Here is a 450-nt window from a genome sequence, read left to right on the forward strand (position 1 = left end):
TATGTGTGCTGTCCGCAGGGTGTATGGCAACGCTGCCTGTCGATATCACATCGACTGCCTGCAACGGAATAGGGTAAAGAGGCCTGCTCTTCTCTTCTGATGCATAAGTAGCAGTTGCAGACAGGCCGATCACTACGCAAAGACTGCTGACAACAAAGTTCAGTCTGAAAACCATTTCCTTCCCCCTCACCGATAAAAAGAACAAGGAAGTTAGCATAATATCTGGCGGCCGCTTGTGATGTTGGTGTTTACGGCGCTGAATCTTGTCCTGCCAGTGACACTGAGGATATTGATGACCATATTGTTACACCATGCAGTCCGTACACTGTCAGGGTATGGTTGTGAAAAGGACAGAACGGATCACTCATCTTTCCTACTCTGCTGGGTGCATCCGTCCTCGTTACAGACAAAAGGCCTGTTCCCTGTGTGGATGCGCTTGTGCTTGGTGAG

Origin of the sequence: Parendozoicomonas verongulae, from assembly GCF_009711465.1 — a bacterium.
GTDB lineage: Bacteria > Pseudomonadota > Gammaproteobacteria > Pseudomonadales > Endozoicomonadaceae > Sansalvadorimonas > Sansalvadorimonas verongulae.